This window comes from Aliirhizobium wenxiniae (assembly GCF_019511445.1).
Lineage (GTDB): Bacteria > Pseudomonadota > Alphaproteobacteria > Rhizobiales > Rhizobiaceae > Neorhizobium > Neorhizobium wenxiniae_A.
This window is the reverse complement of record NZ_JAEUAN010000019.1, coordinates 97,405-124,082: the sequence shown is the minus strand read 5'-3', so window position 1 is coordinate 124,082 and position 26,678 is coordinate 97,405. Positions and strand designations below refer to the sequence as shown.

Here is a 26,678-nt window from a genome sequence, read left to right as displayed (position 1 = left end):
GTGGCCACATGAGAGAGACCCTTGCAGACTTCCTGCCGCCCGATTTTGCGCTTCCCGTCCTGTTCATCGGAGCATGTCTTGCCGTTCTGGCAATCATGATCGCGCTCTTTTCCGTGCTTCGTGGCGGCCGGCAGCGCGAAGAGATGACGCAGCGGACGATGGATGCTGAGGCGCGCCTGGCAGAGCTGGTGCGGATGCAGGGCGAGATGCACGGACGTGTGGCCGCCATGGCCGAGACGATCACTAGCCGTCAGGCGGAGCTCAATCATGCGGTTAACCAGCGGCTCGACGGTATGACCCACCGGCTGGGTTCGACGATTACCGAGCAGACGAAATCGACGCATGAGAACCTTCGCAAGCTGCAGGAGCGGCTGGCGGTCATCGATGCTGCGCAGAACAACATCCAGACGCTCGCCAAAGATGTCGTGGGCTTACAAGCGATCCTTTCCAACAAGCAGACGCGCGGGGCATTCGGCCAGGGCCGGATGGAAACGATCGTTGCCGACGGGTTGCCGCACGGGGCCTATTCCTTCCAGTCACCGCTTTCCAACGGAACGCGACCGGATTGCGTGATCAAGATGCCGAACGGCGCACCGCCGCTGGTGATCGATGCAAAATTTCCGCTTGAGGCCTGGACCGCCTTTCGCGAGGCCGCCTCGCCCGATGCGCGGCGTGCTGCGGCCCAGCAGTTTCGCCGGGATATGGACGTTCATATCCGCGATGTCTCGGAAAAATACCTGATTGCCGGTGAGACACAGGATACCGTGCTTCTCTTCGTGCCATCGGAATCGATCTTTGCCGAGATCCACGAGCATTTCGATGCGGTGGTGCAGAAGGCGCAGCGCTCTCGCGTGGTGATCGTCTCGCCGTCGCTGCTGCTTCTGTCGATCCAGGTTATCCAGGCCGTGCTCCGAGACCAGCGGATGCGCGAGCAGGCGCATCTGATACAGGGTGAAGTCGGGCTGCTGATGGAGGATCTGATGCGGCTCGACGATCGCACACGCAAGCTGCAGTCGCATTTCCTTGCGGCGGAAAAGGATGTCGAGCAGATCCTCACCTCCACCGAAAAGCTGACCCGACGCGGCAACCGGATCTCCTCGCTGGAACTGGAAGCGCCGGCGAAAGCCGAGCCATCGACGGAGGCTCCGCAGCCGAAATCTGTCGAGAGCCGCACGGGTCTTCTGCGACTTCGGGTAGTTGACGAAGAGTGATCCTCTCAGGCACTGTCCCGCCGACAAATTATCAGCAGCAGGCATGAACATGATCACCGTTTTCGGCTCCATCAACATGGATCTCATCGCGACCACGGCAACATTGCCGAAGCCGGGCGAGACGGTTCCGGGGCAGACGTTTTCGACCGCAGCCGGAGGCAAAGGCGCCAATCAGGCGCTCGCGGCGCGGCGGGCCGGCAGCGCGGTGAAAATGTCAGGGGCCGTTGGCAGCGACACGTTTGCCGATCCGGCGCTTGCGCTTCTGAAGGATGCGGGAACCGACCTTTCCTCCGTGCTCAAGGCCAGCGAGCCTACCGGCACGGCGCTCATTCTCGTCGGTGGCGATGGCGAGAACATGATTGTCGTCATTCCCGGCGCGAACGGCACGATCACCGCCGATGAAGCGGTCAAGACGGTCGATGCGATGTCGGCAGGCGATACGCTGATGCTGCAGCTCGAAATTCCGCCAGCCGCCGTCGAGGCAGCACTCAAGGCCGCGCGAGAAAAAGGTGTTACCACCATTCTCAACACCGCACCGTTTACCGGTGATGCGGTCCGGCTTTCCGGTCTTGCCGATATCGTTGTTGCCAACGAGACCGAGTTCGACCTCGTCGCTGGCGAGCCTGCTGAGAGCAACGAGGCGCGGATTGCGGCACTCAAGGCGCTGCATTCCAAGACCGGCCAGACATTCGTCGTCACCCTCGGCGGCAATGGCGTCATCGCCATCCGCGATGGCGAGATCCTGACGACCAAGGGGCTGGTGATCGAGCCGGTCGATACGGTGGGAGCCGGCGATACGTTCTGTGGTTATCTCGCCGCCAGTCTCGACCAGGGGCTGACCTTTGCGCAGGCCCTTCGCCGCGCGGCTGTCGCCGGATCGCTTGCCTGCCTTTCGCGTGGCGCTCAGCCTTCGATCCCACTTGCGGATGCAGTGGATCAGAAGGTGTAAAAGCCTCTCACTGGCCCGGAAAACCGGGCCTGTGGTTCAATGCAATTTCAGTCAAATTTAACAGATGCCAAGTAGCGTCGCCTCGGCATCTTCTTCTTACGGCGTCAGCCGAGCAGAACGCCCCATGATGGGGCCTTTCACTTGCCATGTCAGCGATCTCCGCCCCACGGATCCACGAGGCAAGTCATGTCCTTCCTGCGCCTGAATTCCCTTTCGAAAAAACTGATCGTCGTCACCAGCATCGCCATCGCGCTGCTGCTCATCGTCTCCAACGTCTTCATGATCTCCCAGACAAGCGACAGGGTGACCACGCTTACGCTGGAGCAGGCCAATGCCGAAGCGCGTTCCATCGGCAACGAGGTGGCAACCGAAATCGGCCAGCTTGCCGGTGCTGCGCGCGCAATGGCCGGCGTTATCGGCCGGGGTCATGAGGCGGGATATCTCGATCGCAAGAACGTCATTGACGCATTGAAGGCCAATCTCGAGCAGAACACGTTTGCTTATGGCAGCTGGTTTGCCGAAGTGCCCGGCGCGTTCGACGGCCGGAATTCCGAGTTCATCGGCAATAGCGAATTCGGCGGCAATAAGAAGGGCGAGCTTGCTCCTTACTGGACCAAGAACAAGGCCGGTAACATTGCCTATAGCGTCTTCGAGGTCGATCCTCAGGCGGAATGGTATGCCCTGCCGGCAGCCTCGAAGAAAGGCGCCCTGACCCAGCCCTATATCGAAAGCTCGACCGGCGACAAGACCGCCATGAGCTCGATCGCCTATCCGGTCTTGTCCGGCGAAAAGCTGATCGGCATTGCCGGGGTCGATGTTTCCATGGCGACCCTTTCGAAGACCCTGCAGGCAATGCGCCCCTTCGGTTCCGGCCGAGTGTTGCTCGTCTCTCAGGGTGGCAAGTGGATCGTTCCGGATATCGCCGACAATCTGATGAAGCCGGTCGAGGGCCAGGGCACCGACGTTCTGCTTTCGACGCTGAAATCCGGCAAGCCGGCAACGATCGACAATCTGGCCGGTCCTGATGGCGAACTTTACGAGCGGGTCGTCTATCCCTTCACTGTTCCTGACCTCAATACCAGCTGGGCTGTCGTCGTCGATGTGCCGATGAGTGTGATCATGGCTCCGGTCACCGACCAGACCTTCATGATGATCGTCAGCGGCATCATCCTACTCGGTGCCGTCATCGTCACGCTTTCGGTTGCCAGCGGCTCGCTGCTGCGCCGCCCGCTGAATGCCCTGCTTGCCAGCGTCGGCCAGCTCGGCGAAGGCAAATATAACGAAGCCGTACAGGGTCAGGACCGGAATGACGAGGTCGGCGCGTTGGCGAGATCGCTGGAAGGTTTCCGCCACACGCTGGCCGATGGCAAGCGGCTCGCATCGGAAGCCGAAACCCAGCGTGGTGCCGCCGAAGACCTGCGCCATCGTTCCGCCGCCGAGCGCGAAGCCGCGGCCCGTCAGCAAGCGCATGTGGTGGAGCTTCTCGCTTCCGGCCTTGCGGAGCTTTCCAACGGCAACCTGCAGCATCGCCTGACGGGTGAATTCCCGGGTGACTACGAGAAGCTGAAGCACGACTTCAATAGCGCTGTCGAGAGCATCGAAAACACCGTCATCTCGGTCGCTTCTTCGGTGCAGAATATCGGTAACGGCACGCGTGAAATCACGGCCAGCACCGGCGACCTCTCTCACCGCACCGAGCAACAGGCGGCGAGCCTCGAACAGACCGCCGCAGCGCTGAACGAACTGACCGAACAGGTCAATTCCAGTGCTGAAAACGCCGGCACGGCTGCCTCAACTGTCAACCTTGCCTGCGAAGACGCCGAAAAATCCGGCGAAGTGGTGCAGAAGGCCGTCGCCTCGATGCAGGCTATCGCGCATTCCTCGCAGGAGATCTCGCGCATCATCAGCGTGATCGACGAGATCGCCTTCCAGACCAATCTGCTCGCGCTGAATGCCGGCGTCGAGGCTGCTCGCGCCGGTGAAGCCGGCAAGGGGTTCGCCGTCGTCGCGCAGGAGGTGCGGGAACTGGCGCAGCGTTCCGCCACCGCTGCAAAGGAGATCAAGACACTCATCAACGCCTCGACGACGCAGGTCCACGAAGGTGTCGATCTGGTCGGCAAGGCCGGCGATGCGCTGCAGAAGATCGCGATCCAGGTGATGCAGATCAACGGGCTGATCCGCCAAATCTCCTCTTCCGCCGGCGAGCAGGCGGTGGGGCTGAAGGAGATCAATTCCGCCGTCAACCAGATGGACCAGGTGACGCAGCAGAACGCCGCGATGGTGGAGGAAACCACCGCCGCCAGCGCCGTGCTGAATGGCGAGGCCGAAACGCTTCGGGATCTCGTCCAACGCTTCCGCACGTCGTCTCCGAGCGTCGGTTCAGCGCAGCCGCTTCGTCAGATGGCGCAGAGAATGCAGTCTTCGGCTCCGCGCCGGGCTGAGACACCGGCCTATACACCGCGCAAGGTGGCAGGCGTTTCGCATGGCTCGGCAGCCGTCGCGGAAAGCTGGGAAGAGTTCTGAGGAACCGAATTGGGATGCCGCCCGCGAAGGGCGGCGTCCTGAACGTCAGAGGCGCGCGACGCGTTCCGTCAGCAGCGCGAAGAAACCGTCCGGATCGACATCGCGCATGAAGGTCGCGTTGCGCCTGCGGTCGGTCACGTGCCACCAGTCTACCACGGTCATGCCTACCGTCAGTTCCGACTGGACCTCGATTTCTACATTGCAGAGACGACCGGAGAAGAGTTCCGGCTTCAACAGATAGGCAATCACGCTCGGATCATGCAGCGGCCCGCCATCGGAGCCGTATTTCTCAATGTCGAAGCGCTCGAAGAAGGCCAGCCATTCGACCAGTACCTGAGCCGGACGCGTGCCGAGCGCCGCGATCTTAGCAACACGGTCCTTGGTCGTCAGGAGCTGATGCGTCACGTCCAGCGGCATGATGACGATCGGGATCCCGGCGTCGAAAACGATCTTGGCCGCTTCCGGATCGACATAGATATTGAACTCGGCCGCCGGCGTAATGTTGCCGCCTTCGAAGCAGCCGCCGCCCATCATCACCAGTTCCTGAATACGGCCGGCGATATCCGGCGCTTTCTGCAGTGCCAGAGCCAGATTGGTCAGCGGACCGAGCGTGCAGATCGTTACCGTGCCGGAAGGCTCGCGGCGCAAGGTATCGATGATGAAATCGATGGCGTACTGGGCCTGCGCCTGCATGGTTGGTTCAGGCAGTTCGGCACCGTCGAGCCCCGTCTTGCCATGCACATGCTCGGCGGTCACCTGCGGCCGGTTGAGCGGCTTCAGAGCGCCCTCGTAGACCTTGGCATCCGGCTTGCCACAGAGTTCACAGACAATGCGCAGGTTGCGGCTGGTAAACGAGAGGGGGACATTTCCGGCAACGGCACAGAGGCCGAGAATTTCCAGTTCTTCAGGGCTGGCGAAAGCCAGCATCAGCGCTGCGGCATCGTCCTGGCCCGGATCGGTATCGATAATAATCTTACGTGGCGACATTGTTCATCCCCTCAATTCGAGGGGGATTGGTGGAGCCGCGCGTATGGTTTGTCAAGCACAGCCAGCACGGCTTTTGCCGCCATCGCATCGTGCCGCAGCTTGCGATCCTCATCGCGGCAACCCATATAATGGCGAGTTCCGGCGCGCCTTCTGGGCGTCGGCATGGTCGCTTGATGCAAGGACTGAACGATGACCCGGATGACACCCTTCGCAAGCCCTCTGCTACTGGGCTTCGATGCGATGGAAAAGACACTAGAACGCCTCGCCAAGGCGAATGAAGGCTACCCGCCCTACAATATCGAGCGAATCAGGTCGGGCACTGCCGATGGGCATGAAAAATTGCGCATCACGCTTGCCGTCGCCGGCTTCTCCGAGGACGAACTCGACGTCACGACCGAAGAAAATCAGCTGGTGATCCGTGGCCGCCAGATCGAGCAGCCGGAGCGCGATTACCTCCACAGAGGCATTGCCGCACGCCAGTTTCAAAGGGTTTTCATGCTTGCAGACGGGATGGAAGTCTCAGCGGCTTGCCTGAAGAACGGTCTTCTTTCGGTCGATCTCGTGAGGCCGGAACCGCAGCGTGTGGTGAGAAAAATTAATATTTCCGTCTCAGACTAGGACGGTCGGCATCAAGGCCGACGCCCTCAAGTGGAGGCTGGAATGCTCTTGAAAGAAGCGAACACGCATTTGTCGCAATCCGAACTCGCCCATCTTGGTGCTGGTGAAGTCGGGTATATCCGCAGGATGCGATCTGAAGAAGTATCCCGCTGCTTTCCCGAGGCTCCCGATATGGACCCCAGCCTGGATCTCTGGGCGCTGTTTGGCGCCGATGGCACGCCGATCCTGTTGACCGACAACCGGTCCAGCACCTTCTTCAAGGCAGCCGAAGACGACCTGAAGACGGTCAGCCTGCACTGACCATCTCTTGTCTTCAGGGCCGTGCTCAGGCCCTGATGAAGGTAAGATAGGCTGAGGAGCGCCCTTCCCTGCGGGCCTTGTTCTCGTAGCGCGTTCCCGGCCAGCCGGCATAGGGCGTCAGCCAGTCGGAAGACTGTTCGGCCTGCCAGGCAAAACCGCCGTGGTCGCGGCAATGCATCAGCGTGTGATTTATATAGGTATCGATATCCGAGGCGAAGCAGAACGTGCCGCCGGGTTTCAGCACGCGGTGAAAACGCTCCAGGTTCACCTGTGAGACGAAGCGACGCTTCCAGTGCTTCCGCTTGGGCCATGGATCGGCGTAGAGAAGATCGATCTGGTCGATCGAGCCTGTCGGCAGCCAGTCCAGAACCTGCGTCGCATCATCATCGTAAACGCGGACGTTCTTCAGATCATAGGTCTCGACCTGCGACAGCAGCTTCGCCATGGAGTTGACGAAGGGCTCGACGCCGATGAAACCGGTCGTCTCATTTTCCCGGGCGCGATGAACCAGATGTTCGCCGCCGCCGAAGCCGATTTCGAGCCGCATGCGCTCGATCGCAACGGGATAGAGGGTGCGCAGGTCGTTCGGCGCCGGTGAGGCGAGATCGAGCTTGAGGGCCGGCAACAGCGTCGCCATGCCTTCGGCCTGGCGCTCGCGAAGAGGCTTGCCCTTGCGGCGGCCGTAAAACGCTTCCGTTGCCCGGGTCGGGTGCTGCTGCTCGTCAGTCATGATCTTGTCGTCCAAAAACAAAGAAGCGGATGCCCGCAGAAGGCACCCGCTTTAGCGTGTGATTACCGGATCGGTAAAGACCCGATCGGAAATGCCTTATTCGGCCGCGACCAGAAGGTCTTCCTTCAAGGCGTCCTTGAGCGGCTTCACGAGATCGGTCTTCTCCCAGGAGAAGGAACCGTCACGGCCGGACTTGCGGCCGAAGTGACCGTAAGCCGAAGTCTTGGCATAGATCGGCTTGTTGAGATCGAGATGGCGACGGATACCGGTCGGCGACAGGTCCATCACCTTGCGGATCGCGTTTTCGATCTGGTCTTCGGTAACGTTCTTGCCGGTCTGGTGCAGGTCGACATAGATCGACAGCGGCTGGGCAATACCGATCGCGTAGGAGATCTGGATCGTGCAGCGATCGGCAAAGCCTGCTGCGACAACGTTCTTAGCAAGGTAACGGGCTGCATAAGCTGCCGAACGATCGACCTTGGTCGTGTCCTTGCCGGAGAATGCGCCGCCGCCGTGGGGGGCTGCGCCGCCATAGGTGTCGACGATGATCTTGCGACCGGTCAGGCCAGCGTCACCATCCGGGCCGCCAATGACGAACTTGCCGGTCGGGTTGATGTACCACTTGCAATCGGCAGCGATCGGCAGATCACCGAGAGCTTCGCGGATATAGGGTTCAACGACCTGGCGAACCTTCTTACTATCCCAGCTGGCATCGATGTGCTGGGTGGAGAGAACGATCGAGTCGACTTCGGTCGGCTTGCCGTTTTCGTAACGCACAGTCACCTGGCTCTTGGCATCAGGGCCAAGCTTGCCGGCATCGCCCTCGCCCTTCTTGCGGGCGGTTGCGAGCAGCTGCAGGATCTTGTGGGAATAATAGATAGGGGCCGGCATGAGGTCCGGCGTTTCCTTGCAGGCATAACCGAACATGATGCCCTGGTCGCCGGCACCTTCGTCGCCCTGCTTGTCGGCCGCACTGTCAACGCCTTGCGCGATATCGGCAGACTGGGAATGCAGCAGAACGTCGATCTTTGCCGTCTTCCAGTGGAAACCGTCCTGCTCGTAGCCGATATCGCGGATCGCCTTGCGGGCTGCCGACTTGAACTTCGACGGGTTGATCACGTCGTTGCCATTCTTGTCCTTCTTCATCAGGCTCGGCGGCAGGCGTACTTCACCGGCGATCACAACGCGGTTGGTGGTCGCAAGCGTTTCGCAGGCAATGCGAACCTTCCACGGATCAACACCTGTCTTTGCAGCTTCGCGATACACGAGGTCCACGATTTCATCGGAAATGCGGTCACAGACCTTATCCGGATGGCCTTCTGCCACGGACTCGCTGGTGAACAGATAATTGGCGTGCATGCGGGGAACCCCTCAAAGAATGGACAGAAAATGTTTAGTCAGTTCATCTGTCAAAAACAAGAACACAACGACATAAATATATCTTTATGCGTAAAATTGATTAGCGAGCCAAAATGAAGACAAAAAAAAGCGGCTCTGAAAGCCGCTTCCTCCTCCCCGCCTCTTTAGGAGAGACTATTCCTCTGCCTCGGCCGCAAGTGCCTTGACGAGGTCAACCAACCGGCGGCGAACCTTGGGGTCGGCGATCTTCACAAATGCGCGGTTGAGCTGAAGACCTTCCGAGGACGACAGAAAGTCAACAACGTAGTTGGAGCTGGATGCTTCGGCCGTGCCGGTTGCACCACCCGACTGGTCGCCCGGTGCATCTTCGAAGAAGAAGGACACCGGCACGTTGAGAATGCTCGAGATGTTCTGCAGACGGCTTGCGCCGACGCGGTTCGTGCCTTTTTCGTATTTCTGGATCTGCTGGAAAGTAATACCGAGGCTTTCGCCCAGCTTTTCCTGACTCATGCCCAGCATCGTTCTGCGCAGGCGGATCCGGCTCCCGACGTGAATGTCGATCGGGTTCGGCTTTTTCTTGTTTTCAATCATAATGGGGGGTCCTGGTGAAGTTGCAGTTATGTTTTCAACCCGGTCCGCGTATGGAGAATACACTTCACGCGTTTGGGACGACAGAACCAATACGCGAAGCATATGACGAGACGGTAGGCATTCTCACTATGCAATTTTAGGGGTTTTTGGTCAATTCGCGTGTGATTTAAAACTTAGACGCGAGACCACTGCAATCACAGACATTAGTGCTACAACCAACCAGAAGTACCACTGGCGGCTGTTATTACTCCAATTTTCAATCTTTTCACCACCTATAGTCGCATCAATCACACCCTTTTGATTGTATCCGAGACCCTGGACTACACGGCCAAATGGGTCCACGACCGCGGAAATGCCGGTATTTGCCCCACGAATCAGGAAAGAACCGTTCTCGACGGCCCTTAAACGGGCCTGCTGGAAGTGCTGATAGGGGCCAGGTGTCGCACCAAACCAACCATCGTTCGTCACATTGAGTATGGCAGATGTCCGCTCGACTTCGGCACCAATCTCGCCGGGGAAAATCGCCTCATAGCAAATGAGAGGGTAGAGAAGCGCTCCCCCCGGCAGTGTGAGCAAGCTACGCGAGGTCGCAGCCGTGAAGCCGCCGGGCATGGCAATCGCCTCTGTTATGCCGAGCGAGGCGAGTATGCTTTCATAGGGGACATACTCGCCGTACGGGACAAGATGCACCTTGTCTGCGGCAGATATAATTTGTCCTTCACTATCAATTACATAAATTGAATTATAGAAACGTGGAGCAATCCCGGCACCGGCATTTTCCGAGCGCACGGCACCGGTCACGAGAACCTGCCCGTCCTCAAGAACCTCGGCAATTCGCGCCAACGCATCCGGATTATCCGTCAGGATGAACGGCACCGAAGTCTCCGGCCAGACGACGATGTCGGGGCGCGCGGCACCTTCGGTAAGCGGCGCGCTGGTCAGGCGCAGATGCTCCTCAAAAATCTCCGCGCGGTTCGTATCATCCAGTTTCTGTGCCTGATCGATCATCGGCTGAACGATACGTATGGTTGTTTTTTTGCCCTCGCCGGCAGCCAGCTTTTCATCTGCGACATTTAGCCGCCACGCACCGAAACCGACATGCGCCACCGCAAGCAGCGCAGCGGCGGTCAGGCCGATGACTTTTCCCTTCACCGTTCCCAGCAATGCCGGGGCGGAAAAAACGAAGACGGCCAGCGTCGTGACACCGAAAATTCCCAGAACCGCGTCGGACTGCATCATCAGGGGAACCGGCATCGCCCCATAACCGACGGCATTCCACGGAAAACCGGTCAGCACGAAGCTGCGCAGCCATTCAGCGACGCCGAAAGCTGCGGCAAGCGCCGCCAAGCGCCCGACGCCATCGGACCAGACCGCGCGCGCAAGTGCAGTTGCCAGACCATAGAAAATCGCGAGATAGGCGGGCAGGCCGAAGACCGCGAGAGGAAGCGCCCAGGCGAACTCCTCCGCATCGACGAGGAGAGCATTGCCCAGCCACCAGAGATTGGCGACGAAATAACCAAAGCCGAACAGCCAGCCGATTGCGAAGGCAGAGCGCAACCGGCTGGCGATGCCGCCGCCGGGATTGCCCGTCGAGCCATCGATCAGCCAGACAAGCAGCGTGAAGGATATGAAAAGCGCGGCGAAGATGCCGAAGGGGGGCAGTGCCAGCGCACCGACCGCTCCCGCAAACACTGCGAGTGTAATCCGGGACCACCCCGAAAGAAGCATGACCTTGCCCGCCAGCCGCTCCATGACCGTCCCCTTTTTCGCGAATCAGGGGCGCAGTGTTTCAAAAAAACTGCGCCCTGTCGCGGTGTTGGCGATGGATCAGGCTTCGGGCCGTGCGGCACCGTTTTCGACCGGCGCCGGCAGCAGAGCGGCGGGTTGTGCCGGAGCGACAATCAGCGCGTCGCCCTCCCCCTTCGCCTGCCGGCGACGGGCAAGAGCGCGCTTGCGCAGGATTTTTACGCGTTTGATGCGGCGCGGATCGGCATCGAGGATCTGGAACTCGAAGCCGGGAACCGCCTGCACGACCTCGCCGCGCACCGGAATACGGCCGAGCGCCGAGAAAATCAGGCCGCCCAGCGTATCGACATCCTCGATCCGGTCGCGGACATCGAAGTCCGGACCGATAGCTTCCGAGATCTCTTCAAGCTCGATGCGGGCATCGGCGACGAACACGTCGTCGGCAGTCTTGGAGAACATCACCTCTTCATTGTCATGCTCGTCCTCGACATCGCCGATGACCATTTCTACGATATCTTCATGGCTGACGAGACCATCGGTGCCGCCATATTCGTCGATGACCAGAGCCATCTGGGTGCGGGCAGCCTGCATCGAGCGCAAGAGGTCGGAGGCAAGCATTGACGGCGGCACGAAAAGAAGTTTCCGTACCAGACCGGCTTCTGCAACCGTCTGCTCGAGATTGACGCGGCCAAGATCGAAGGCAGCCTTTGGCGCACGGGTCGGCTTTTCAGTGCCGTTAACGGCCGCAGAGATCTGCACCGTCGAGGCCTTCGAGCTGACGCGCCGCTTGTTGCGCGCCTGTTTGGCCAGGTAGGAGAGAAGATCGCGAATGTGGACGAAGCCGCGGGCGTCGTCGAGATTGTCACTATAGACCGGCATGCGCGAGCGGCCGGTTTCCTCGAAATGGATCATCAGCTCGCCGATGGTCATGTTCATGTCCACCGCCTCGATATCGGCGCGCGGCACCATGATGTCCTCGACGCGCACTTCGCGGAAGCGGAGGATGTTGTGCAGCATCGCCCGTTCGTCGGGCGAAAAGGCGTTGCTGACATTGGTATCCGTCATCAACGCGTCGGCGAGATCCTCGCGGAGCTGTTCACCTTGCGATGGCCGAAGAAGGCGCACGGCCCTCGACCAAAAGGAATTGTGGGATTTTGGGTGATGTTCGGACCTCGCCGAACTACTGCCCTCGTCCGACGAGGCAGAGTCCGAACTGTCCTTGCCCTCTCGGGCGACATTGCTCGAATAATCGTTCATTGTTCCAAACTTATATCAACGGGTCCTGCCCCGCATAGGGGTCAGATAGGCCGAGACCGGCCAAAATGCGAGTCTCAAGTGCTTCCATCTCTTCCGCTTCGTCCTTTTCCATGTGGTCGTAACCGAACAAATGGAGGAAACCATGGACGAGCAGATGCGTCAGATGATCGTCGAAAGTCTTGTCGAGATCAACCGCCTCGCGCTCGACAGTTTCCCGCGCAACCACGATATCGCCCAGCATGGGGCCGGGCATGCCACCGGGTTCGAGCGGAAAAGCGGGGAAAGACAAGACGTTGGTCGGTTTGTCCTTGCCCCGCCACTCGGCATTAATTTCCTGGATGGAATCGTCATTGGTAAAGACCAGAGACAGTTCCGGCGCCATTTGAGGGAAGGGTTGCTCCTCTTCGCGGGCAAGATAGTCCGCGGCAGCACTCAACACGCGGCCCGCCAAAGCGGCCAAAACGGCCTCATCCGGCCAGCCGCCGTCTTCCACACTGATCTGTATGTCTAGTTCGGGCATGTATGCTGAGCCCGACCGGTTTTACCGGTCGAGCGCTTCCTCGCTTTCCTCATGGACGGCATATTGCGCATCATAGGCCCTGACGATGCGGCCGACCAGCGGGTGGCGGACGACGTCGGTATCCTTGAAGCGGATGACCGAAATACCTTCGACACCCTTGAGGATCTGCAGCGCCTCGACCAGACCGGATTTGACGCCACGCGGCAAGTCCACCTGGCTCGGGTCGCCGGTGATGATCATCCGGCCATTTTCACCCAGACGCGTCAGGAACATCTTCATCTGCATCGATGTCGTGTTCTGCGCCTCGTCGAGAATGATTGCGGCATTCGACAGCGTGCGGCCGCGCATGAAGGCCAGCGGCGCGATTTCGATGACGCCGGCGGTGATGGCGCGATCGACCTTGTCGGCCGGGATCATGTCGTAGAGCGCGTCATAAAGCGGCCGCAGATAGGGATCGACCTTTTCCTTCATGTCGCCCGGTAAGAAGCCCAGTCGCTCCCCTGCCTCGACCGCCGGTCGCGTCAGGATGATCTTGTCGACAGCGCCGCGTTCCAGAAGCTGGGCAGCATGGGCGCAGGCGAGATAGGTCTTGCCGGTACCCGCCGGACCGACGCCAAACACAAGCTCTGCCCGCTCCAGCGCCCGCATATAGGCGTCCTGAGTCGGCGTGCGGGCCTGAATGGTCTTCTTGCGGGTGGAAATCTGCGCCATGGAGAGCTTTGCCTTGCGTTCCAGCGTCGGCAGGCTCAACTGATCGTCGGCTGCCTGCGCCATGCGGATCGCACCTTCGACGTCGGACGCTTCCACGGAGCCGCCTTTCTGCAAACGCTCATAGAGGAAATCGAGTGCGCGGCGCGCCTGATTGGTCGCAACCACATCACCGGAAATGGAAACCGAATTGCCACGCGGGCGGGCATCGATTTTCAGTCGCTGTTCGAGAAGTTTGAGGTTCTGGTCAAACTGACCGAAGAGTTCGCTTGCTAATCGGTTATTCTCGAACGTCAGGACGAAGTGGTTGGCGTCGGTCGCTGCGGATCGGGGCTGGCGCGCTGTCGAAGAAACCAATTCTGATGCGTTCAAGTAAGCAAGCTCCTCAACTTGAATTAGACCTCGATTAAACTCTCAGTCCGCTCGGCAAACAAGCTGTTCGGACCGGTGCCGATGATTCGTACACTGATAATCTCACCGATTTGCGATGTTTTTGCATCAACATTCACAGACTGCAGCCATGGAGAACGTCCGATCACCTGGCCCGGCATGCGGCCCGGCTTTTCGAGCAGCAGATCGATGGTCTTTCCGACACAGGATGTGGCGAAGTCGGCCTGCTGTTTCAAGAGCAGCGCCTGAAGCCGCTCCAGCCGCTCGGTCTTGACCTCTTCGGCCACATGATCCGGCAGATCGGCACCGGGCGTGCCAGGACGGCTCGAATATTTGAACGAGAAGGCCGAGGCGTAATTGACTTCCTCGACGATCCTCAGCGTGTCCTCGAAATCCTGATCCGTCTCGCCGGGGAAACCGACGATGAAATCGCCCGACATGGCGATATCGGGCCGGGCGTTGCGGATACGCTCGATCAGGCGGAGATATTCGGCGCCGGTGTGGCGGCGGTTCATCGCCTTGAGGATACGATCGGAACCGGCCTGTACCGGCAGATGCAGGTAGGGCATCAGGATGCGCAGATCGCGATGCGCCTCGATCAGCCGGTCATCCATGTCGCGCGGATGGCTGGTCGTGTAGCGCAGGCGGGCAAGGCCCGGAACATCGGCCAGTCTATAGAGCAGTTCGGCGAGACCAAGCGGATTGCCCTTCTCGTCTTGCGAGCGCCAGGCATTGACGTTCTGGCCAAGCAGGGTGATTTCGCGCACACCTGCATCGACCAGCCGCTTTGCCTCGTCGATGATCTGGCCGACCGGGCGGGAAACTTCCGAACCACGCGTGTAAGGCACGACACAGAAGGTGCAGAACTTGTCGCAGCCTTCCTGCACCGTGAGGAAGGAGGTCACGCCGCGCGAGCGAATGACCTTCTTTTCGGTTGCCGGCAGGTGTTCGAACTTGTCCTCGACGGCATATTCGGTATCGACGACACGCTCGCCATTGCGGGCCTTTTTCAGCGCGTCCGGCAGGCGGTGATAGGTTTGCGGGCCGATGACCACATCGACGGCCGGTGCACGACGGATGATCTCCTCGCCTTCCGCCTGGGCGACGCAGCCTGCAACGCCGATCATGAATTCGCGGCCTTCGGCGGCGCGTTCCTTCTTCATGTCCCGCAGGCGGCCAAGCGCGGAATAAACCTTTTCCGCCGCCTTCTCGCGGATGTGACAGGTGTTGAGAAGAACGAGATCCGCCTCCCCCATGTCTTCCGTCGTCACATATCCCTCACCCGCCAGCGCATCGCCCATGCGGGTGGAATCATAGACATTCATCTGACAGCCGTAGGTCTTGATGAAGACCTTGCGGGTGTTGGGACGTGCGTCCGGACAGTGTGCAGCCTCATCGGCCGGTGCAGTAATGGAGACATGTTCGTTCATGGGGCTTCCTTACCGCAAGAAAGGGCGGAATTGAAGCCTCCAGCGGCGTTACGATGCTGCCGGATATCGCTCAGGGGCCGGCGTCATACAGATAAAGAGTTACCCATGCCTGCGCTTGGGAATGATACGGAGATGTCCCGCCATGCATGGGATCGTTGTTGGGATGCAAATGCGCCGTCAATCGTGAGGTTTTTGGGCTTGTGCATGGATCCTCGGGTCAAGCCCGAGGATGACGGCCGATGGGTGGTGCAAAGGTGCCCAAAAACAACTCCCATGCCGATGAAATCGGTAACTCAGGGCACATGGCCTGCTTTGGCCTCCAACAGAAACCAAAACCTCCGTCATCCTCGGGCTTGACCCGAGGATCCATGCACAAGCAAGCAATCACCCATTTGATTGCTGTGCACTTGCCAATATGGAAGAAAGACAGCCCTCACCCCGCATCATATTCCCGCTGCCGCAGATGCCTTATCAGCATGCGGCGGAGCTGGGCGGTGATGTTCTGGCTCAGGTGCTTGCGATTGTCGCCGATGCGGAAATCTACCGTATCGCCGAAAGCGACCTCCACATCGAATGCACCTTCCTTCAGCACGCCGATCAGATGCGGCATCATCCCGATATCACCCGGCCAGGCGGCAAGCGGGCGATGGAAACGCCCCATCGCCATGCCATGGATACGCGTATAGGCGATCGAGACCGGCTGAACATGCACGACACCATCCGGCGTGTGCGGCACGGCTGCTGCTGCTGCACCGAAGAGCGAGGATTTCACCTCAAGCAGGCGGTTACCGTCCGATGTCGTGCCTTCGGGAAAAAGCACGACGATTTCGCCGGCATTCATCCGTGCGGCAATCTCGTTCACCTGATCACCGGTGCGGCGTTTTTCCTCGCGCACGACAAAAATCGTCTTCTGCAGCCTGGCGAGAATGCCGAACACCGGCCAATTGGCCACTTCAGACTTGGCAATGTAAACGACATCGGCAACCGCGCCGAGCACGAGGATATCTTTCCACGAGGCATGATTTGCGGCGAGCATCAGCGGCCGCCGACGCTCCAGATGGCCATGAACACGGATGCGGATGCCCAAAAGCCAGCAGGCGGAACGGTGCCAAAGGCGCGGGATGTAACGGCGGATCTTCCAGTCGAAAGCGAGACCCAGAAGCTGAAACGGAAGAAGCACCAGTGTCACGATCACGAGACAGACGACAACCAAGCCTATCCGGATGGAGGTGATCACTGTTTTGCCCTACCGGTTCCGTTCAATCATCGTTCTTGTCGAGCGGAATGCCGTAAAGCTCAAGCCGGTGGCCGACCAGCCGGAAGCCCAACTCTCGGGCGATACGCTCCTGCAGCGCCTCGATCTCGGCGGACTGGAATTCGATGACATTGCCGGTATTCAGGTCGATCATGTGATCATGATGTTCTTCCGGCACGGTTTCGTAGCGGGAGCGGCCATCGAGAAAGTCATGTTTCTCGATGATGCCCTCGTCCTCAAACAGTTTCACCGTCCGATAGACAGTCGAAATCGAGATGCGCGGATCGACCTTGGACGAGCGGCGATAAAGCTCCTCGACATCCGGATGATCGTCCGATTCCTGCAAGATCCGGGCAATGACGCGGCGCTGGTCGGTCATGCGCATGCCCTTTTCGGCACACAACTCTTCCAGGGTCTTGGAAAGGTCTCTCATGACGTTCTGGCCTTCGAAATATTCACGTATGCTGAGGGACTAGCGAAGATCACGGCTCATGACAAGCGCTGCGGTCCGTCGGCCATCCGCTCCCAGATAGTATGCAGGTCTTTCTGCCACCTTGGCAAAACCGAGCTTGCCATAAAGCCCGACGGCAGGCCTGTTTTCGGCCTCGACTTCGAGAAACATGCTGTCGGCACCACGCGAGATCGCCTCACGCACCGCCGCCTGCATCAGGCGCCAGCCAAGCCCCTGGCGGCCGAACTTTTCGGCCACGGCGACCGTCAGGATCTCCGCTTCACCACCCGCCTCACGGCTGAGGACGAAGCCACCGAGCGGCCTGGAAAAAAATGCGTTGGTCTGGCGCGCCATGAAGCCGAAGACGTTCGACTGCGAAATAAGGTCCTGGAATTCAGCCTCACTCCACTGGCGCGGAAAGCGCAGGCCGTGCAGCTCAGAAATCTCGTCGCAATCGACATCCTCGATCGGCACGACTTCGAAAAACGGCTTCCAGGTCAGGTAGTCGTCAAACATGGCTCACACTCTCGCCAGTGCAAAACCCGTCTGGGGTTTTGCGTCAGGACCACGCAGATAAAGCGGTTTCGGCCGGGCTCCGGCAGCGTCCTTCGATGCACCGATGCGTGCGACAGTGCCGATATCGAAGCGATCGCCCGTCCTGGAGATCCACGAACCGGTAAGCTCGGCAGAGAGAGATGCGGCAAGATTGTCCACGTCTTCGGCAGACAGTGCAGCCGCTTCGTTCAAGGCCGTGCCATCGGCCGCGAAAGCCTGCGCATAGATTTCCTCACGCTTGGCATCCATGGCGACGAGCACCGGCTTGTCGGAACCGCTCACTGCCCGATGCGATGCGCCGAGCGTTTCGAGCGTCGATACGCCGACGCATTCGATCCCGAGCGAAAGAGCTAGGCCGCGAGCAGCGGCAACCCCGACCCTAATACCGGTAAAGGAACCGGGGCCGATGACGACAGCAATCTTGCCAACCGCGTGAAGGTCAACAGCAGCCTCATCCAGCGCCTGATCGATAACGGCCATCAGGCGCTCGGCATGCCCCTTGCCGATCCCTTCCGAAACGGCAGACAGCAATCTGCCGGCGGAACTGTCAAATACCGCCGCAGAACAATCGATGCCTGCAGTGTCGATAGCGAGAACGATCATGAACAGGTCTTGCGGGTATCAGAGGGCCTCGACCGCCTGCACTTCGGGAACGAAGTGCTTGAGCAGGTTCTGCACGCCATGCTTCAGGGTCGCGGTGGAAGAAGGGCAACCAGAGCATGCGCCCTTCATGTTGAGGTAGACGGTACCGTCCTTGAACCCCTTGAAGGTGATGTCGCCGCCATCCTGCGCCACGGCCGGACGGACGCGGGTTTCCAAGAGTTCCTTGATCGTCGCGACAAGCGTCTCGTCGCCTTCATCGAAGAACTCGCCTTCCTCGTCCAGATCTTCGGCCATGGCAGAACCACCACCCATGACCGGCTGGCCGGACATGAAGTGTTCCATGATGGAGCCGAGGATGGCAGGCTTCAGGTGATGCCACTCGGCATCGGACTTGGTGACGGTGATGAAATCGTAGCCGAAATAAACGCCGGTAACGCCGGGAACGTTGAACAGGCGCAGGGCCAGAGGAGAGGCCGCAGCTTCGGCTTCATTGCGAAACTCGGCCGTGCCTTTTTCCATGACAACCTTGCCGGGAAGAAACTTCAGGGTCGCCGGGTTCGGCGTGGCTTCGGTCTGGATGAACATGGGCTTGCTCCTGGCCGACGAGCGGCGCTCAGTTTAGAACTTTTCCAAATAAGATAAACGTTCTCATCTTTGGGTTCAAGTGCGCCTTTGTCCGCCCATGGTCAAGAGCGAGATCACGCCAGCGAGTCGATTTCCTCGTCCGAGAGCGTATCGGGAAGAACCGTGACGGGGATGGGGAAGGCCGCACCGCGACCTGCAACCGCAGAGACCAGCGGTCCCGGTCCTTCCTTTGCCGAACCGGCTGCGAGAACGAGGATCGCGATATCGCGGTCTTCCTCGACCAACCCGTTGATCTGCTCGGGGGCGCTGCCCTCGCGGATGACGATTTCCGGGTCAATGCCGATCGTCTCGCGCACCCGGTGGGCGGCCTTGGCCATCACGGCTTCGGCCTCTTCCATCGCCTCGGCGCGCATGATCTGCTCGACACCCAGCCATTGCTGGAAATCGCCTTCGGGAATGACATAGAGAAGAACCAGGCCGCCATTGGTATTCTTGGCGCGGCGGCCGGCATAATGGACCGCCTTTTCGCATTCCGGCGTGCCGTCGATGACCGCCATGAACTTGCGCCTGTGGCCTTCAAGCCGCGAAAGTCTCTTGGAAACCATAACGCCCCCTGTGTTGCCGAAGCAGTCTCGCCGCGGACCTTATACCAACGTAGAAAAATGAAAACCCGCCGCTTTAAGCGACGGGTTTGCCTATTCATGACGCCTCGAAAATCAGCGCAGGAAGCCGATGATGTCGCAGACTTCGTCCATGACCTTCTGCGCACGGGCACCGGCGCGCTCGCCGCCGTCCTTGAGGATCGCGTCGATATGCGTGGTGTCGTCGAGCAGACGGCGCATTTCGGCACCGATCGGAGCGAGAACCTCGACCGCCAGTTCAGCCAGCGCCGGCTTGAAGACGGAGAACTGCTGGCCGCCGAATTCGGCCAGAACATCGGCCTTGGTGCGATCGGCAAGGGCTGCGTAGATGCCGACGAGATTGTCGGCTTCTGGGCGACCAGCCAGACCTTCGATTTCGCTCGGCAGGCCTTCCGGGTCGGTCTTGGCCTTGCGGATCTTCTTGGCGATATCGTCGGCATCGTCCATCAGGTTGATGCGCGACAGATCCGACGGATCGGACTTCGACATCTTCTTGGTGCCGTCACGCAGCGACATGACACGCGGCGCCGGACCACCGATCAGCGGCTCGACCAGAGGGAAATAACCATGGATCGGCTCTTCGCCGACGACCATATCGACGCCGGTGCCGGTCGTGCGGATCTTGTCCTGGAAGTCGATATTGAACTTCTGGGCGATATCGCGGGCGAGCTCCAGATGCTGCTTCTGGTCGTCGCCGACCGGAACATGGGTGGCGCGGTAAACGAGGATGTCAGCCGCCATCAGGCTCGGATAGGCGAGCAGGCCGAGCGAGGCGTTTTCGCGGTCCTTGCCGGCCTTGTCCTTGAACTGCGTCATGCGGTTCATCCAGCCGATACGGGCAACACAGTTGAACACCCAAGCAAGCTCGGCATGCTGCGGCACGGCCGACTGGTTGAAGACGATGTGCTTCACCGGATCGATGCCGGAAGCGATGAAGGCTGCGGCGATCGAACGGATCTGGCCACGCAGGTCGTCATGCACGAGCTGAGCGGTGATCGCGTGCAGGTCGACGACGCAATAGATGCAGTCGTTGTTTTCCTGCAGCGCCACGAACTTGCGGATCGCACCCAGATAATTGCCGAGATGGAGATTGCCGGTCGGCTGAACGCCGGAGAAAACGAGCGGCTTGAAAGTGTTCATGATGTCCTCGAACAGGCGGTTGGAAGGCCTCAGACCTCAAGGTTACGCGCTCCCGGCAGGTTTGAACGTCTCCGGCAATCGCGCCCCGCGGGCCATGTAGCTAACGCCGCGCTCTAAGCACGTCGGGCAGGGCAAAATCAAGGCCTCAGCGCGGAGCATGTTCAATCAAATCCCAGGTGTTGCCGTAGGGATCGGCAAACACGGCCACCGTGCCGTAAACCTCCCGGCGCGGCTCCTCCATGAACCTGACGCCGCGGGAGAGCATTGCCGCGTGGTCGCGGGCAAAATCATCGGTCTTCAGGAAGAAACCGACCCGTCCTGCGGTCTGGTTACCGATTGCCGCCCGCTGCCTTTCGTCGGCGGCCTGAGCAAGCAGCAAAGCCGCCCCTCACCGCCCTTCGGCTTTACCACGAGCCAACGCTTGCCATCGGCAAGGGACGTGTCCTCTATACAGTCAAAACCAAGACCATCGCAGTAGAAAGTCTAGGCTCGATCATAGTCATCGACCACAAGCGTCACGAGAAAAAGCGATCGTAAAGGCATTCTCAACTCCGGAATTTCACGTGCTGATCGGGCTAAGATTAAGCGCATAGGCAACTATGAAGTGTAATTTCGGGATTTTTCCGCCCCATACCCCAATTTTTTTAGGGGTTTTCATGGTTACCCCCGGTGCATCCGCGCAGGTCCGCTCCACCAACGCTATGTAACAGTTTTATAACGAAATTTTGGCGCCAGCCGAGCAAATATAACAAGCATCAAAACTACAGTTTATTAACGGATATTAAGATTTACGGCCCATTAATCTCAATTTGAGGTAAATCCCACCTTATTCACGTCACTTTTCAGAATGAAATACCCCTTCACGACGAAGTCGACCGTCATGACGACTGGTCTTTTCCTAGGGGACAACCATGCGCATCTTTTCTCGCGTCGCGCTGGCCTGCCTTTTGGCATTCAGTATGAACGTAAACGCCGAAGCAGCAGGCAAGAACGACAAACGCCGCAGCACTGCAATTCAGCACGATTACTCCGCTTTCTACACGGTACAGCGTGTCAGCGTCCGGACCGGCTGTTTTCCCGAAAAGCTGGAAGCGATCCTTGCCCATATCGCCAAGCAGACCGGCAAGAAGCCGATGGTGACTTCGGGCCACCGCCCACGTTCAGGCAAGTCACAACATAGCCGCTGTTTCGCCGCAGACATCCGCGTACCGGGTGTCTCAGAAAAGCGCATTCTGGCTGCAGCCCGCACCGCGCCGGGCATTGGCGGTATCGGCCGTTATTGCAACGGCATCGTGCATGTCGATATCGGCCCGAGCCGCACCTGGGCGCATTGTGGCAAGAAGGGCAAGGGCAGCCTTGCCAATCTGAAGCGCAAATCCAAGGGCCGCGACACCTGATCGCGGTGACCTTGATGATGGCTTAGAGCCTTTCCGGGTTAAATTGAACCATTCTGTTGGCTCAAACGGAGTCGGATGGTCGTCCGGCTGGCGCGCGTCGTAGCCAAAGCATACGGCCAAGCCGGCCGGACGATCAGCCGGCCCGTTTCAGCCAACCCGAAGGGCCGGGCATCTTTCCGCCAGGATCAAAGGCGATCGGCTCGACCGTACCTTCGGGTATGCCCTTCGCCAATCGCCTTTGCCCTGACAGAAACCTGCTCCGGCAGAATGGTTCAATTTAACCCGGAAAGGCTCTAAGATGATACCTTCGGCTTTCGCTTCAAGTTGCGGCGGATCATGCCGAGGTCGGCACCGCCGATCAGGAAGGCGACGCTGAAATAGACGACCATGGCGAGCGCGATCAGAACGCCGAGAGCGGTGACCTGACTGAGCAGATGCGCTTCTGGCGCCAGCCACGATCCGGCATAGGGCAAGGCATAGATCAGCGCCGCCGCCATAACTCCAGCAGATACGAGCAGCAAAGCCGTGCGCTTGGCAAGCTGCCATTCCCAGGTGAGATCGCCGCGCCAGACCAGGATGGTGAACAACAGCACGGTGTTGATCCAGCCTGCCGCCGCTTCTGCAGTCGCGATGCCGCGTTCTGCAAGGATCGGGAAAAGCGAAATCGCAAGGCCCGAATTCACCACGACCGCGAGCATGGTAATTCGCATCGGCGTCTTGGTATCCTCGCGGGCATAGAAGCCGGGTTGCAGCGCCTTGATCAGGACGAAACCGGGGAGGCCGAGGCCATAGATCGCCAGAATGCCGGCGACGACCGAGGTGTTTTCAGCCGAGAACATCCCGCGTTCGTAAAGGACGCGGATGATCGCTTCCGACAGGACCCACAGACCAACCGCGGCAGGCAGGGTCAGGAACAGGACGAATTCGATCGAGCGGTTCTGGATACCCGCCGCTTCCTCCAACTTGCCGCCCTTCAGCGCTCGAGACAGTTCGGGTAACAGGACAACACCCACCGCGACGCCCACCACGCCGAGCGGCAGCTGGTAGATGCGGTCAGCATATTGAAGAGCTGCGATCGCGCCTTCCTTGCCGGATGCTATCGCCTGGCCGATGATCTGGTTGATCTGGGTGACACCACCGGTAATCGCGGCGGGGACCGCCAGCCATAGCAGCCGCTTGACGTTGGGCGTCATGCGAGGTCGGCGGAAACCGATATTGATGCCGGCATGGCGCACGCCGATATAAACGACGGCGAGCTGCAGAACGCCGGCGACCAGAACACTCCAGGAGAGATACCAGGCGATCTGCTCGGGATCTGCACCGATCCACAGGCCGTAAGCCAGAGCGGCGATCATCACCACGTTGAGGAAGACGGGAGCGATTGCCGCGGCGAAGAAGTGATGCAGCGAATTCAGCATGCCGCTCATCATCGCGGTCAGTGACATGCACATCAGATAAGGGAACATGACCGCGGCCATGCGGATGGTCAGCGAGGTCTTTTCCGCATCGTCTGCAAAACCCGGAGCGATAATCCATCGCACCAGCCATGGCATGGCGAGTTCCATGGCGATCGTGATGAGGAGGAGCGCCGAAAACAGGACGCCGAACACCTCTTCGGAAAAACGCTTGGCGCCCTCGACACCATTCTGTTCGATCTCTTTCGAGAAGAGCGGCACGAAGGCGGCATTGAAGGCGCCTTCGGCAAACAGACGGCGAAACAGGTTGGGGAAGCGGAAGGCGGCGTAAAAGACGTCTGCCATCGGCCCCGTACCGAGCGCTGCCGCCATTGCGGTTTCACGGGCGAAACCGAAGATGCGGCTGCCGAGCGTCGCGCCGCCAACCGTTGCGAATTTCCTGACGAGGCTCATATGGCGATATCCGTCACGCGCGCGCCTTGCTCTTGCGTAGCGACTGTTCCTCTGCGGCATTGGCCGGTGCCGGGTTCTTCTTGGCTTCCTCGTCCTGATCGGTCATCACCACTTTCAGCCGCGCAGAGATGGTGTTCTGGCGGTTGTCATTGGTCACCTTCTGGCCGACCAGATCGGTGACATAGAAGGTATCGATGACCTTTTCACCAAAGGTGGTGATGCGGGCCGACTGGATATCCAGCGACAGGTCGGCAAGGCCGGCGGTGATATCCGCCAGGAGACCGGTGCGATCGAGGCATTCGATCTCGATGACGGTGAACTTGTTGGAGAGACCGTTCGAGATGGTGACCGAAGGCGGGATATCGAAAGCCTTGGTCTTCTTGCGCGATTTCGCGCGGGTGGCGATGACTTCCGGCAGGCGGCGCTTGCCCGACAGGACGTCCTCGATCATGCGGCCGATCGTGCCGGCACGGCGCAGCTCATCCTCGTCTACCGCAAACTCGCGATTGATCAGGATCGTATCGAGTGCGCGTCCATCCGTGGTGGTGAAGATCTGCGCATCGACGATATTGGCTCCGGCGGCTGCACAGGCTCCGGCGATGATCGACAGAAGGCGCGGATGGTCGGGCGCGAGAACCGTGATTTCGGTGATCGCCCGGAAGGCGTCCGTGCGCACCATGGTTGCAAGCGCATGGCCGGCGCGATCGGTATCGCGAATGAAGGTTGCGTGGCGAACCTGATCGTCCAGCGAAACGGCCAGGAGATAGGGCTGATAGTGGAGCGACGAATAGGTCTTGCGCTCCTTCTCTTCCCAGGAGGAGAGCGCATCGAAAAGCGCTTCTTCGGCGACGGTCGCGCGTTCGCGGCGCGGCAGATCGGAAAAGCCGCCGGAGAGGAGGATTTCGGTCTCATAGTAAAGGGTGCGCAAAAGCTGACCCTTCCAGCCATTCCACACACCTGGACCAACGGCGCGCGTGTCGCAGATCGTCAGGACCAGAAGCAGTTTCAGCCGGTCCATGGATTGCACGACATCGGCGAAATCGCTGATCGTCTTGCGGTCATGCAGATCGCGGGTCTGGGCGGTCATCGACATGACGAGATGCTGCTCGATCAGCCAGACGACGATTTCGGTCTGCTTATGGTTCAGACCTAACCTCGGGCAGAGCTTGCGCGCCATGCGGGCGCCCGCGATCGAATGGTCTTCCTGACGGCCCTTGGCTACATCATGGAAAAGCACGGCGACATAAAGCGCCTCACGCTCCTCAATGCCCGGCATGATCTTGGTGGCGAGAGGATGCATTTCGAGCATCTCGCCCTTATCGATCTCCGACAGGGCCTCGACCGAACGGATCAGGTGCTCGTCGACCGTATAGTGGTGATACATGTTGAACTGCATCATCGCCACGACCTTGCCGAATTCGGGAATGAAACGGCCGAGCACGCCAGCCTCGTTCATCCGGCGCAGCATCAGCGCCGGGTCGCGGCGTGAGGTCAGGATCGACAGGAACAGCCGGTTGGCTTCCTCGTTTTCACGCACGCTGTTGTCGATCAGCGTCAACGAGCGTGTCATGCGCTTCAGCGCATCGGGATGCAGTTCGAGCTGATGAATATCCGCGACATGGAAAAAGCGGATGATGTTGACCGGATCGCGGGTGAAGACATCCGGCGAGGCGAGCGTGATGCGGCCGCGATCGGTGACGAAATCGGTCGTGCCGGGGATCTTGTGCAGGCGCTTGGTGAAGCGCGAGATGACGCGGTTGGCGAGCCCGGGTGCGGCCTTGGCCTGCTGTTCCTCAAGTGCTGCGCAGAAGATGCGGGTCAGATCGCCGACATCCTTGGCGACCAGGAAGTAATGCTTCATGAAACGCTCGACGGCGGAAAGGCCGGGACGGGTATGATAGCCGAGAGCAGAGGCGATTTCGCGCTGGATATCGAAGGACAGGCGCTCCTCCGATTTTCCGGTGAGGAAATGCATGTGGCAGCGAACCGCCCAGAGAAAATCATCCGCCTTTTCGAACAGGCGGAATTCGCCACGGGAGAAGACACCGAGCTTGACCAGATCGGCGGCATCCTTGACCCGGTAATAATATTTGGCGATCCAGAACAGGGTATGGAGGTCGCGCAGACCGCCCTTGCCTTCCTTGACGTTCGGCTCGACCAGATAACGGGTGTCGCCGGATTTCTGGTGGCGCTGATCGCGCTCGGCAAGCTTGGCGCTGACGAATTCGGCACCGGTATCGGCGACAACCTCATGGTCGAAACGGGTCTCGAGATCTGCAAAAAGGGTTGCGCAACCGCAGATCAGCCGGCTTTCCAGGATCGCGGTGCGGATGGTCATGTCGGTCTTGGAAAGACGGATACACTCTTCGACCGTGCGGGTGGCGTGGCCGACCTTGAAGCCCATATCCCACAGAATATAGAGCAGGAACTCGACGGCCTTGCGCATCTCGTCGGAATTTTTCGCCGGCAGAAGGAAGAGAAGATCGATATCCGATCCCGGTGCGAGCGTGGCGCGGCCATAACCGCCGACGGCGGCAATCGTGATATCCTTGCCTTCCGGATGAACGGCGGCGGCGACAATCTCGTGCAGGACGCAGATGATCTGGTCCTGGACCCAGGAAATGCGCTCGGCGCAATTGAGTCCGCTGCCGTCTTTTTCGAGCAGCTCACGCGCCTTCTGGCGGCCTTCGTTGCTGGCACGGCGCATGATGGGCAGAAGCGCCGAGCGCAGCTCCAGAAGCGGGCGATCCGTCTTCATCACCGCGCAGCATTCGGCCTTCAGGGCATCTACATCGAGAAGTTCGGAGAAATTGATTTCGTGTCTGGCCATATCATCCCTGCCGATGCCAGTTTGCCGGTCGGCT

The 26,678-nt window shown here is 59.6% G+C and carries 24 protein-coding genes and 1 pseudogene; 6 read left to right on the top strand and 19 right to left on the bottom strand.

Annotated features, from left to right (window positions below; genetic code table 11):
- Positions 1–8 precede the first annotated feature (8 nt).
- The 3 genes from JNB91_RS21825 to JNB91_RS21815 all read left to right on the top strand — a co-directional run bounded on the left by JNB91_RS21825 (position 9) and on the right by JNB91_RS21815 (position 4,683).
- Entirely contained in the window at positions 9–1,211 is a 1,203-nt protein-coding gene (locus JNB91_RS21825) for a DNA recombination protein RmuC (protein ID WP_220327583.1), read from the top strand.
- Between the two features lie 49 nt (positions 1,212–1,260).
- A complete protein-coding gene (locus JNB91_RS21820) occupies positions 1,261–2,160 on the top strand; it encodes a ribokinase (RefSeq protein WP_220327602.1) in 900 nt (299 codons plus the stop codon).
- Positions 2,161–2,346: 186 nt separating this feature from the next.
- Complete coding sequence (locus JNB91_RS21815) at positions 2,347–4,683, top strand: methyl-accepting chemotaxis protein (RefSeq protein WP_220327582.1); 2,337 nt, start codon at positions 2,347–2,349, stop codon at positions 4,681–4,683.
- A gap of 45 nt (positions 4,684–4,728) precedes the next feature.
- On the opposite strand, the gene JNB91_RS21810 is transcribed toward JNB91_RS21815, so the two are convergent.
- Positions 4,729–5,670 carry a nucleoside hydrolase gene (locus tag JNB91_RS21810; protein WP_220327581.1) on the bottom strand — a complete coding sequence of 314 codons (942 nt, stop codon included), beginning with the start codon at positions 5,668–5,670 and terminating at the stop codon, positions 4,729–4,731.
- A 189-nt stretch (positions 5,671–5,859) separates the two neighbouring features.
- On the opposite strand from JNB91_RS21810, the gene JNB91_RS21805 reads away from it, so the two are divergent.
- Positions 5,860–6,288, top strand: coding sequence for an Hsp20 family protein (locus JNB91_RS21805; RefSeq protein WP_220327580.1), 429 nt, complete (start codon positions 5,860–5,862; stop codon positions 6,286–6,288).
- Between the two features lie 42 nt (positions 6,289–6,330).
- Positions 6,331–6,588 carry a BQ00720 family protein gene (locus tag JNB91_RS21800; protein ID WP_148145967.1) on the top strand — a complete coding sequence of 86 codons (258 nt, stop codon included), beginning with the start codon at positions 6,331–6,333 and terminating at the stop codon, positions 6,586–6,588.
- A 25-nt stretch (positions 6,589–6,613) separates the two neighbouring features.
- Here JNB91_RS21800 and trmB read toward each other — a convergent pair whose 3' ends face one another.
- From trmB to JNB91_RS21720, 16 genes and pseudogenes are all read right to left on the bottom strand, one after another.
- Entirely contained in the window at positions 6,614–7,318 is a 705-nt protein-coding gene (gene trmB / locus JNB91_RS21795; RefSeq protein ID WP_220327579.1) for a tRNA (guanine(46)-N(7))-methyltransferase TrmB, read from the bottom strand.
- A gap of 96 nt (positions 7,319–7,414) precedes the next feature.
- Positions 7,415–8,677, bottom strand: a complete 1,263-nt coding sequence (gene metK, locus JNB91_RS21790) for a methionine adenosyltransferase (protein ID WP_148170983.1) — start codon at positions 8,675–8,677, stop codon at positions 7,415–7,417.
- Between the two features lie 174 nt (positions 8,678–8,851).
- Entirely contained in the window at positions 8,852–9,268 is a 417-nt protein-coding gene (locus JNB91_RS21785; protein ID WP_220327578.1) for a helix-turn-helix domain-containing protein, read from the bottom strand.
- A gap of 150 nt (positions 9,269–9,418) precedes the next feature.
- The gene (lnt, locus tag JNB91_RS21780) at positions 9,419–11,020 is read right to left on the bottom strand and encodes an apolipoprotein N-acyltransferase (RefSeq protein WP_220327577.1); all 1,602 of its coding nucleotides are present in this window, start codon (positions 11,018–11,020) and stop codon (positions 9,419–9,421) included.
- Positions 11,021–11,095: 75 nt separating this feature from the next.
- Positions 11,096–12,271 (bottom strand): hemolysin family protein, encoded by a 1,176-nt coding sequence (locus JNB91_RS21775; RefSeq protein ID WP_220327576.1) that lies wholly within the window; start codon positions 12,269–12,271, stop codon positions 11,096–11,098.
- 10 nt (positions 12,272–12,281) lie between these two features.
- Complete coding sequence (gene ybeY / locus JNB91_RS21770; protein ID WP_220327575.1) at positions 12,282–12,791, bottom strand: rRNA maturation RNase YbeY; 510 nt, start codon at positions 12,789–12,791, stop codon at positions 12,282–12,284.
- A gap of 21 nt (positions 12,792–12,812) precedes the next feature.
- On the bottom strand, positions 12,813–13,871 hold the full coding sequence (locus JNB91_RS21765; protein WP_220327574.1) for a PhoH family protein: 1,059 nt from the start codon (positions 13,869–13,871) through the stop codon (positions 12,813–12,815).
- Between the two features lie 23 nt (positions 13,872–13,894).
- A complete protein-coding gene (miaB, locus tag JNB91_RS21760) occupies positions 13,895–15,319 on the bottom strand; it encodes a tRNA (N6-isopentenyl adenosine(37)-C2)-methylthiotransferase MiaB (protein WP_220327573.1) in 1,425 nt (474 codons plus the stop codon).
- 433 nt (positions 15,320–15,752) lie between these two features.
- The gene (gene olsA, locus JNB91_RS21755; protein ID WP_220327572.1) at positions 15,753–16,556 is read right to left on the bottom strand and encodes a lyso-ornithine lipid O-acyltransferase; all 804 of its coding nucleotides are present in this window, start codon (positions 16,554–16,556) and stop codon (positions 15,753–15,755) included.
- 22 nt (positions 16,557–16,578) lie between these two features.
- Positions 16,579–17,007, bottom strand: coding sequence for a Fur family transcriptional regulator (locus JNB91_RS21750; protein ID WP_220327571.1), 429 nt, complete (start codon positions 17,005–17,007; stop codon positions 16,579–16,581).
- Between the two features lie 39 nt (positions 17,008–17,046).
- Positions 17,047–17,541: a GNAT family N-acetyltransferase gene (locus tag JNB91_RS21745; protein WP_220327570.1), complete on the bottom strand. Its 495-nt coding sequence runs from the start codon at positions 17,539–17,541 to the stop codon at positions 17,047–17,049.
- A gap of 3 nt (positions 17,542–17,544) precedes the next feature.
- Entirely contained in the window at positions 17,545–18,183 is a 639-nt protein-coding gene (tsaB, locus tag JNB91_RS21740) for a tRNA (adenosine(37)-N6)-threonylcarbamoyltransferase complex dimerization subunit type 1 TsaB (RefSeq protein WP_220327569.1), read from the bottom strand.
- Positions 18,184–18,201: 18 nt separating this feature from the next.
- A complete protein-coding gene (locus JNB91_RS21735) occupies positions 18,202–18,768 on the bottom strand; it encodes a NifU family protein (protein ID WP_220327568.1) in 567 nt (188 codons plus the stop codon).
- Positions 18,769–18,881: 113 nt separating this feature from the next.
- Complete coding sequence (locus JNB91_RS21730) at positions 18,882–19,373, bottom strand: universal stress protein (RefSeq protein ID WP_148145981.1); 492 nt, start codon at positions 19,371–19,373, stop codon at positions 18,882–18,884.
- 111 nt (positions 19,374–19,484) lie between these two features.
- Complete coding sequence (gene trpS / locus JNB91_RS21725; protein WP_220327567.1) at positions 19,485–20,549, bottom strand: tryptophan--tRNA ligase; 1,065 nt, start codon at positions 20,547–20,549, stop codon at positions 19,485–19,487.
- Between the two features lie 145 nt (positions 20,550–20,694).
- Positions 20,695–21,092, bottom strand: a pseudogene (locus JNB91_RS21720) (VOC family protein).
- A 368-nt stretch (positions 21,093–21,460) separates the two neighbouring features.
- Between JNB91_RS21720 and JNB91_RS21715 the strand changes: the two are divergent.
- Positions 21,461–21,946 (top strand): YcbK family protein, encoded by a 486-nt coding sequence (locus JNB91_RS21715; protein WP_220327566.1) that lies wholly within the window; start codon positions 21,461–21,463, stop codon positions 21,944–21,946.
- Positions 21,947–22,239: 293 nt separating this feature from the next.
- Here JNB91_RS21715 and murJ read toward each other — a convergent pair whose 3' ends face one another.
- Positions 22,240–23,814, bottom strand: coding sequence for a murein biosynthesis integral membrane protein MurJ (gene murJ / locus JNB91_RS21710; protein ID WP_220327565.1), 1,575 nt, complete (start codon positions 23,812–23,814; stop codon positions 22,240–22,242).
- Positions 23,815–23,827: 13 nt separating this feature from the next.
- Positions 23,828–26,644, bottom strand: coding sequence for a [protein-PII] uridylyltransferase (locus tag JNB91_RS21705; RefSeq protein WP_220327564.1), 2,817 nt, complete (start codon positions 26,642–26,644; stop codon positions 23,828–23,830).
- Positions 26,645–26,678 lie beyond the last annotated feature (34 nt).

Bases quoted from the DNA above. Each gene is read 5' to 3' on its own strand.
- miaB (WP_220327573.1), bottom strand. From the start codon at position 15,319: ATGAACGAACATGTCTCCATTACTGCACCGGCCGATGAGGCTGCACAC.
- trpS (WP_220327567.1), bottom strand. From the start codon at position 20,549: ATGAACACTTTCAAGCCGCTCGTTTTCTCCGGCGTTCAGCCGACCGGC.
- JNB91_RS21735 (WP_220327568.1), bottom strand. From the start codon at position 18,768: ATGTTCATCCAGACCGAAGCCACGCCGAACCCGGCGACCCTGAAGTTT.
- JNB91_RS21825 (WP_220327583.1), top strand. From the start codon at position 9: ATGAGAGAGACCCTTGCAGACTTCCTGCCGCCCGATTTTGCGCTTCCC.
- JNB91_RS21820 (WP_220327602.1), top strand. From the start codon at position 1,261: ATGATCACCGTTTTCGGCTCCATCAACATGGATCTCATCGCGACCACG.
- tsaB (WP_220327569.1), bottom strand. From the start codon at position 18,183: ATGATCGTTCTCGCTATCGACACTGCAGGCATCGATTGTTCTGCGGCG.
- murJ (WP_220327565.1), bottom strand. From the start codon at position 23,814: ATGAGCCTCGTCAGGAAATTCGCAACGGTTGGCGGCGCGACGCTCGGC.
- JNB91_RS21715 (WP_220327566.1), top strand. From the start codon at position 21,461: ATGCGCATCTTTTCTCGCGTCGCGCTGGCCTGCCTTTTGGCATTCAGT.
- lnt (WP_220327577.1), bottom strand. From the start codon at position 11,020: ATGGAGCGGCTGGCGGGCAAGGTCATGCTTCTTTCGGGGTGGTCCCGG.
- JNB91_RS21745 (WP_220327570.1), bottom strand. From the start codon at position 17,541: ATGTTTGACGACTACCTGACCTGGAAGCCGTTTTTCGAAGTCGTGCCG.
- metK (WP_148170983.1), bottom strand. From the start codon at position 8,677: ATGCACGCCAATTATCTGTTCACCAGCGAGTCCGTGGCAGAAGGCCAT.
- ybeY (WP_220327575.1), bottom strand. From the start codon at position 12,791: ATGCCCGAACTAGACATACAGATCAGTGTGGAAGACGGCGGCTGGCCG.
- JNB91_RS21775 (WP_220327576.1), bottom strand. From the start codon at position 12,271: ATGAACGATTATTCGAGCAATGTCGCCCGAGAGGGCAAGGACAGTTCG.
- JNB91_RS21785 (WP_220327578.1), bottom strand. From the start codon at position 9,268: ATGATTGAAAACAAGAAAAAGCCGAACCCGATCGACATTCACGTCGGG.
- JNB91_RS21800 (WP_148145967.1), top strand. From the start codon at position 6,331: ATGCTCTTGAAAGAAGCGAACACGCATTTGTCGCAATCCGAACTCGCC.
- JNB91_RS21805 (WP_220327580.1), top strand. From the start codon at position 5,860: ATGACCCGGATGACACCCTTCGCAAGCCCTCTGCTACTGGGCTTCGAT.
- JNB91_RS21815 (WP_220327582.1), top strand. From the start codon at position 2,347: ATGTCCTTCCTGCGCCTGAATTCCCTTTCGAAAAAACTGATCGTCGTC.
- JNB91_RS21730 (WP_148145981.1), bottom strand. From the start codon at position 19,373: ATGGTTTCCAAGAGACTTTCGCGGCTTGAAGGCCACAGGCGCAAGTTC.
- JNB91_RS21810 (WP_220327581.1), bottom strand. From the start codon at position 5,670: ATGTCGCCACGTAAGATTATTATCGATACCGATCCGGGCCAGGACGAT.
- JNB91_RS21705 (WP_220327564.1), bottom strand. From the start codon at position 26,644: ATGGCCAGACACGAAATCAATTTCTCCGAACTTCTCGATGTAGATGCC.
- trmB (WP_220327579.1), bottom strand. From the start codon at position 7,318: ATGACTGACGAGCAGCAGCACCCGACCCGGGCAACGGAAGCGTTTTAC.
- JNB91_RS21750 (WP_220327571.1), bottom strand. From the start codon at position 17,007: ATGAGAGACCTTTCCAAGACCCTGGAAGAGTTGTGTGCCGAAAAGGGC.